9 protein-coding genes are annotated in these 5965 nt (G+C 72.0%); 7 read left to right on the top strand and 2 right to left on the bottom strand.

The features are described 5' to 3' along the window. Positions 1 to 73: 73 nt before the first annotated feature. The 7 genes from VNT50_RS06320 (at position 74) to VNT50_RS06350 (ending at position 4569) form a co-directional block, all read left to right on the top strand. Positions 74 to 1222 (top strand): TadA family conjugal transfer-associated ATPase, encoded by a 1149-nt coding sequence (locus VNT50_RS06320; protein ID WP_414683947.1) that lies wholly within the window; start codon positions 74 to 76, stop codon positions 1220 to 1222. After that, positions 1219 to 2076: a type II secretion system F family protein gene (locus tag VNT50_RS06325; RefSeq protein ID WP_325484254.1), complete on the top strand. Its 858-nt coding sequence runs from the start codon at positions 1219 to 1221 to the stop codon at positions 2074 to 2076. Before VNT50_RS06320 ends, VNT50_RS06325 begins: the two co-directional genes overlap by 4 nt. Next, positions 2073 to 3026, top strand: a complete 954-nt coding sequence (locus tag VNT50_RS06330; protein ID WP_325484261.1) for a type II secretion system F family protein — start codon at positions 2073 to 2075, stop codon at positions 3024 to 3026. The genes VNT50_RS06325 and VNT50_RS06330 overlap by 4 nt, the downstream gene beginning before the upstream one ends. A gap of 53 nt (positions 3027 to 3079) precedes the next feature. Next, positions 3080 to 3271 (top strand): hypothetical protein, encoded by a 192-nt coding sequence (locus VNT50_RS06335; protein ID WP_325484255.1) that lies wholly within the window; start codon positions 3080 to 3082, stop codon positions 3269 to 3271. Positions 3272 to 3273: 2 nt separating this feature from the next. Continuing rightward, entirely contained in the window at positions 3274 to 3672 is a 399-nt protein-coding gene (locus VNT50_RS06340; RefSeq protein WP_325484256.1) for a TadE/TadG family type IV pilus assembly protein, read from the top strand. Further along, complete coding sequence (locus VNT50_RS06345) at positions 3647 to 4123, top strand: TadE family protein (protein ID WP_325484257.1); 477 nt, start codon at positions 3647 to 3649, stop codon at positions 4121 to 4123. The genes VNT50_RS06340 and VNT50_RS06345 overlap by 26 nt, the downstream gene beginning before the upstream one ends. A gap of 89 nt (positions 4124 to 4212) precedes the next feature. Beyond that, the gene (locus tag VNT50_RS06350; RefSeq protein ID WP_414683948.1) at positions 4213 to 4569 is read left to right on the top strand and encodes a pilus assembly protein TadG-related protein; all 357 of its coding nucleotides are present in this window, start codon (positions 4213 to 4215) and stop codon (positions 4567 to 4569) included. A 67-nt stretch (positions 4570 to 4636) separates the two neighbouring features. On the opposite strand, the gene VNT50_RS06355 is transcribed toward VNT50_RS06350, so the two are convergent. Both VNT50_RS06355 and VNT50_RS06360 read right to left on the bottom strand, forming a co-directional pair. Further along, on the bottom strand, positions 4637 to 5062 hold the full coding sequence (locus VNT50_RS06355; protein ID WP_325484259.1) for a hypothetical protein: 426 nt from the start codon (positions 5060 to 5062) through the stop codon (positions 4637 to 4639). Between the two features lie 9 nt (positions 5063 to 5071). Continuing rightward, positions 5072 to 5965 (bottom strand): D-arabinono-1,4-lactone oxidase (locus tag VNT50_RS06360; RefSeq protein ID WP_325484260.1); only part of this gene is annotated, 894 nt, incomplete at its 5' end.

Genomic DNA, 5965 nt, shown 5'->3' on the forward strand with positions numbered 1-5965 from the left:
GAAACCCTTCCCAGGTCGTCCGACGACCACGGCTGTGGATAACTTCAGACCCGTGACCCAGGGATTTGTCAGGATCGACCGCGTGAGTCCTGTCGCCGCAACCGTCGCCGAGCGCGTGCGCGATCGCCTGCGGGCCGAGCAGGCCGATCCGGCCCGCAGCCCCGAGCGCGCAGCCCAGATCGCGCGCGCCGAGGTGCAGCGGCACAACGACTACGCGCTCGCACGCGGGCTGGCGCCGGTGGATGACGAGGCCCGATGCGTGCGCGAAGTGCTGGCCGCCGTCTCTGGCTACGGACCGCTGCAGGCCTACCTCGATGACCCGAGCGTCGAGGAACTCTGGATCAATGCCCCCGACCGCATCTTCGTCGCGCGCGGGGGAGTGGCCGAGCGCACGCCCCTCACGCTCACCGACACCGCGATCCGCGACCTCGTCGAGCGGATGCTGCATGCCTCGGGTCGGCGCGTCGACCTGAGTCAGCCGTTCGTCGACGCCTCGATGCCGGACGGAAGCCGCCTGCACGTGGTCATCCCCGACATCACCCGTTCGCACTGGTCGGTAAACATCCGTAAGTTCCTGCCGGGCTACCGCTCCCTCTCACGGCTCGTCGACGCCGGATCGCTCGCGCCCGAGGCTGCCGACATCCTGCACGACGCCATGGTCTCGGGCAGGAGCGTGCTCGTCTCGGGCGCGACGCACGCCGGCAAGACGACGCTGCTCGGTGCGCTTATCGCGGCCTGTCCTCCGCAGCAGCGCATCGTCACGGTCGAGGAGACGTTCGAGCTCGCGGTCGACGCCCCGGACATCGTGGCTCTGCAGGGCCGGCAGCCGAGCCTCGAGGGCACGGGCGAGGTCACGCTGCGGCGCCTCGTGAAAGAGGCGCTGCGGATGCGGCCGGATCGCCTGGTGGTCGGAGAGGTGCGCGACGCCGAGGCCCTCGATCTGCTGCTCGCGCTCAACACGGGCGTGCCCGGCGCCGCGACGATCCACGCGAACTCCGGCCGCGAAGCCCTCGCGAAGCTCTCCGCTCTGCCCCTCCTCGCGGGACGCAACATCGACAAGGGCTTCGTGCTTCCGGCCGTGGCCGCGTCGGTGCACGTCGTGGCGCATTGCGCGATGGATGCCGCCGGCCGACGCGCCGTGGTGGAGATCGTGGCCCCCACCGGGCGGCTCGCCGGCGATTCCGTCGAGGCACGCACGCTCTATGAGGCGACCCCGCGATGACGATCGTCTGGGGCGCGGTGCTCGCCGCGGGTCTGCTGCTCACGGTCTCGCCGTGGCTGTGGCCCGCGAAGAGCGAATCCGAGCACCACGTTCCCCAGGGCCCACTGTCGAAGCTGCTCGAGGCGGCGGGCCTGGCGCATGTCGCTCCCCGCGTCGTCATCGCGTTCGCCGTGTTCGCGGCGGCGTTCGCGGCCGCGCTCGCGTGGCTCCTGACCGGCGTCGTCGCGCTGGCCGCGGTCGCCGCCGTGGCGGCCGCGGCATCACCTCTCGCCTGGCTGCGCGCGCGCACGCTGCGGCTGCGCAAGGCGCGTCGCGGCCTCTGGCCCGACATCTGCGACCTCCTCATCGCCTCCGTGCGGGCCGGGATGTCGCTGCCCGACGCCGTGGCCAGTCTCTCGTCATCCGCCCCTTCGACGCTCCGCCCCGCGTTCGCGGCGTTCGAGGCCGACCTGGCCGCCTCGGGACATTTCGATTCGAGCGCCGAGCGGCTGAAGTCCGCGCTGGCCGACCCCACGGCCGACCGCATCATCGAGACGCTCCGTATGGCCCGCCAGGTCGGCGGCACCGAGCTCACGCCCGTGCTGCGCGCCCTCGCCTCGTCGGTCCGCGCCGACGCCGCGCTGCGGGCCGAGGTGGAGGCGCGGCAGTCGTGGATCCGGGGCGCCGCCGTCCTGGGCGTCGTCGCGCCGTGGGCGATCCTCGCGATGCTCGCGCTGCGGCCCGAGGGTGCGCGAGCGTACGGCAGCCCGGAAGGCGTCGTCCTGATCCTCGCCGGGGCCGCGGTGTCGTTCGTGGCGTACCGCGTCATGATCCGGATCGGCCGGCTGCCCGAGCCGCGGCGGTGGTTCGGATGATGCCGGCGGGGTGGGGCACCGACATCGCGCTGGCCCTCGTGCTCGGCGGTGCCCTCGGCATCGGCATCTGGAGCCTTCTCGCCCTCGCCCCGCGATGGGGTGCTCCCACGCTGGCCCGGCGCATCGCGCCCTACGTCCGCGATGTCACTGACCCTCGCGGCGCCACGTTGTGGAGCTCTCCGTCCGACCCGGCCGGAGCGCTCGTCGGCGGCCTTCGGGCCCTCTGGCAGGGCGCGCGGGAGCGCTTCAGCTCGGCCCTCGGCGGCTCCGACACCATCGCTCGCCGACTGACGCAGGCGGGATGGGCGATCGATGTCCCCGCCTTCCGCGGTCGTCAGCTGGCGTGGGCCATCGGTGGCATCGTGCTCGGCGGATTGGTGATCGTGGGGCTGGCGCTCGCCGGCACCCTGACGGTTGCGGGTGTGCTGGTGCCGCCCGTGCTCGCGGTCATCGGCCTCGCGCTCTGCGATGCGCACCTCACTACGGCATCGCGCGCCCGCGTCGCCCGGATCGAAGACGAGCTTCCCACGGTGCTGGAGTTCTTGGCCCTGTGCCTTTCGGCGGGGGAGAGCCTGCTCGACAGTCTTCGCCGCATCGGCTCGGTGGGCTCGGGGGAGCTGACCCTCGAGGTGCGCACCGCGGTGGTCGCGGTGAGCACCGGATCGTCGCTCTCCGACGCGCTCGGGGCGCTCGCGCACCGGCTGCAGGTCGCCGCGCTCACGCGCGCCGTCGATCACCTCGTGGCCGCCATCGATCGCGGTGCCCCGCTCGCGCTCGTGCTGCAGGCGCAGGCCGCCGACGCCCGCGAGGAGGCCAAGCGCGGCCTCATCGAGCGGGCCGGGCGCAAGGAGATCTACATGCTGATCCCGCTCGTGTTCCTGATCCTGCCGCTGAGCGTGCTCTTCGCCGTGTTCCCGGGTGTCTTCATGCTGCGGCTCGGTGTCGGATGAACGGCCCACAACAATCGGCAGATGACCGCGCGCGGTCGCGAAAGGACGGAATCATGCTTCGAAACCTGGTGGCGCGTGCGCGCACGGCCTGGGGAGACCTCCACGACGACGACCGCGGTGACGTGCCCGGCTGGGTGCTCATCACCCTCATGACGGCCGGGCTGGTCGTGCTCATCTGGGCGCTCGCCGGCCCCGCGCTCGCCAACCTCTTCGAGCAGGCCATCGCCCGCGTCTCGGGCCTTTAGCGATGCGGCGCCTCCGCGAGGCGCTCTCCGATGAGCGCGGTTCCAGTCCCGTCGAGTTCGTGCTCGTCGGCGGTCTGCTGACCATGCTCACCCTGGCCGTGCTGCAGTTCGGCCTCGCCATCTACGTCCGAAACGTCGTCCACGACGCCGCGGTCGAGGGTGCCCACTTCGCAGCCCTCGCCGACACCTCGCTGGCGCAGGGCGCCGAGCGCACCCAGCAGATCGTCACGCGGGCGGTCGGCGCCCAGTACGCCGAGCACGTCTCCGTGCGAGAGACCCGCACGCTGGGCCACGATGCGGTCGAAGTCCAGGTGGTGACGACTCTTCCGCTGGTGGGGCTGCTCGGCGCCCCGCGCTCCCTGGAGGTGACCGCGCATGCGCCGGTCGAATCGCTGGAGTAGCCGCCTTCGGCGGGCGGCGACGAGTGACGAGGGCTCGGCGGCGCTGGAGTTCATCACCGTCGGGCTGCTGCTGCTCGTCCCGCTCGTCTACCTGATCGTCGCGCTCGGCCAGATCCAGGGACAGTCGCTCGGGGCCGAAGCCGGGGCGCGCCACGTCGCGAGGGCGATCTCCACGGCTCCGGATGCCGCGACCGCGACCGCGCGCGCCGATGCGGTACTGCGCTCGATCGTCGACGAATACGGCATCGACGCCGAGACCGTGGAGCTCTCGCTCTCGTGCCGCCCGGCGGGTTCGGTCTGCCCCGAGGCCGGGGCGACCGTCGTCGTGACGATCGCGACCCGGGTCAGCCTGCCGCTCGTGCCCGCGGTGCTCGGCCTCGACGCCCTGGCGAGCGTGCCTGTCGAGGCATCCGCCGCCCAGAAGGTCTCGCGATTCTGGGGCGCCGAGTGAACCGCCTGTGCCGCGGCGGCGTGCCGCCAGATGGTGACTCCCGACCCGACGATGAGGGCAGCATCCTGCTGCTCACGATCGGCTACGCGATGCTCGCGCTGGTCGCGATCTTCGTGTGCGCCAACGCGACGAGCCTCTACCTCGCGCAGAAGCGGCTCGATGCGCTGGCGGATGCTGCGGCCCTGGCCGGTGCGGACGGCTTCACGATCACCCTGGCCGGCGACGACCCGCAGGCCCGGCTTGAGGCGGACGCCGTGCACGCCCAGGCGACCGAGATCGTGGATGCCGTGGGCAGCGGCGCGGTTCTGGTGGCGGCCGGAACGCCCGACGGCGTCTCCGCCCGCGTCACGGTGGCCACGGTGTGGCACGCCCCGATCGTGTCGCTGTTCGTCCCCGAAGGCGTTCCCCTCGAGTCCACCGCGACGAGCCGCACCGCGCTGAGATGATTTAGCGCTGAGACAATCACTGACCTGGGCTGGTCACGAGCTGGGCAGATCACCGACCCCGACACCGTCAGAACCTGCGTTCGGTCGTCCGCTCGGTCGCCTCGTCCTCGTACCTCCAGGTCACGATGAGCAGCTGCGGCGACGCGTGTTCGGGAGCGAAGTACCGCAGCGCCAGGTCGTCGCCGTATTCGATGCGCACCGGAAGGCTCGAGACGCGCACCGTCCTCGACATCTCCGGCGGCTCGACCGCGAGCCGCTCGACGATGATGTGCCGCCCAGACGTGTTCGTGAGACCGATGCGCTTCGTGCCGACGAGATAGAGCGGCCCCCACGCCGGAGGCAGGGCGAGGCGTTGCGCCTCGAGCGCCTGCGCCGAGATCTCGTTCGCGCGCTTCGACCGCTCGTCCGCGCTGCGCGACCGAAGCAGCGCCAACCCGCCGAGCACACCGCTCACGATCAGTGCCAAGAGCGCGATGACATCCGAGGTCTCCACACGCCGATCCTAGAGTCCGAGCTCCGACATCCATTCGTTGCGCAGCACGCCGCGCGGGTCGAACCGATCGCGCAGCGCCGCGAAATCGCTCCACCGCGGGTACAGGGCCGCGACGTCGCGGCGTGCGAACAGCTTGCCCCAGTGCGGGCGGGCGGCGAAGGGCTCGAGTGCCGCTTCGAGGTCGGGGAGGAACGCCTCGACCCCGCGCTGGTCGGGCAGCCACGTGAAGTGCAGCGCCACGGCATCCGTCTCGAAGGAAGGACTCAGCCACAGGCGATCCGCCGCCACCGTGCGGATCTCGCACACCTGCACGAGCGGCGCGATGCGCCCCGCGAGCGACCGGAGCGCGGAGAGGGCGCCAACCGCGTGCCGGCGCGGCACGAGATACTCCGACTGCAGCTCGTCGCCGTTCGAGGGCTGGAACCCCATGCGGAAGTGGGGGAGCCGGTCGAGCCAGCGGCCCGGAACCCCGAGCTGCGGCGTGCAGTTCACGGCCGAGACGCCGGGCAGCGGATGCCGGTTCTCGGCCGCGCGCGGCGCCCCGAGCACGTCGACCGGCACGGGAGCGGGCGAGTCGATCCGTGCCTTGACCCACAGCTGGTCGATGACGTCGGGGTCGCGCCAGGTCGTGAACATGCTCGTGCTGTAGCCGAGGCCGGTGACCTCCGCGAGGTCGGCCAGCACGCCGTCCCAGGGCAGCCCCTCGAAGACCGTCTGCGCGACGTCGAAAGAGGGCACGATATCGAGGTCGACGGTGACCATCACCCCGAGCGCGCCGAGCGACACGACCGCGCCTTCGAAGCCGTCGTCGCCGCGACGGAGGGCGTGCACCGACCCGGCCGGGGTGACGAACTCGACGCCGGCGACGGATGCCGCGAGCGAGCCGACGCGATCGCCCGAGCC

It is taken from the genome of Microbacterium sp. (genome assembly GCF_035554235.1).
Classification (GTDB): domain Bacteria; phylum Actinomycetota; class Actinomycetes; order Actinomycetales; family Microbacteriaceae; genus Microbacterium.

Bases quoted from the DNA above. Each gene is read 5' to 3' on its own strand.
- VNT50_RS06335 (WP_325484255.1), top strand. From the start codon at position 3,080: ATGCTTCGAAACCTGGTGGCGCGTGCGCGCACGGCCTGGGGAGACCTC.
- VNT50_RS06350 (WP_414683948.1), top strand. From the start codon at position 4,213: ATGCTCGCGCTGGTCGCGATCTTCGTGTGCGCCAACGCGACGAGCCTC.
- VNT50_RS06345 (WP_325484257.1), top strand. From the start codon at position 3,647: ATGCGCCGGTCGAATCGCTGGAGTAGCCGCCTTCGGCGGGCGGCGACG.
- VNT50_RS06325 (WP_325484254.1), top strand. From the start codon at position 1,219: ATGACGATCGTCTGGGGCGCGGTGCTCGCCGCGGGTCTGCTGCTCACG.
- VNT50_RS06330 (WP_325484261.1), top strand. From the start codon at position 2,073: ATGATGCCGGCGGGGTGGGGCACCGACATCGCGCTGGCCCTCGTGCTC.
- VNT50_RS06340 (WP_325484256.1), top strand. From the start codon at position 3,274: ATGCGGCGCCTCCGCGAGGCGCTCTCCGATGAGCGCGGTTCCAGTCCC.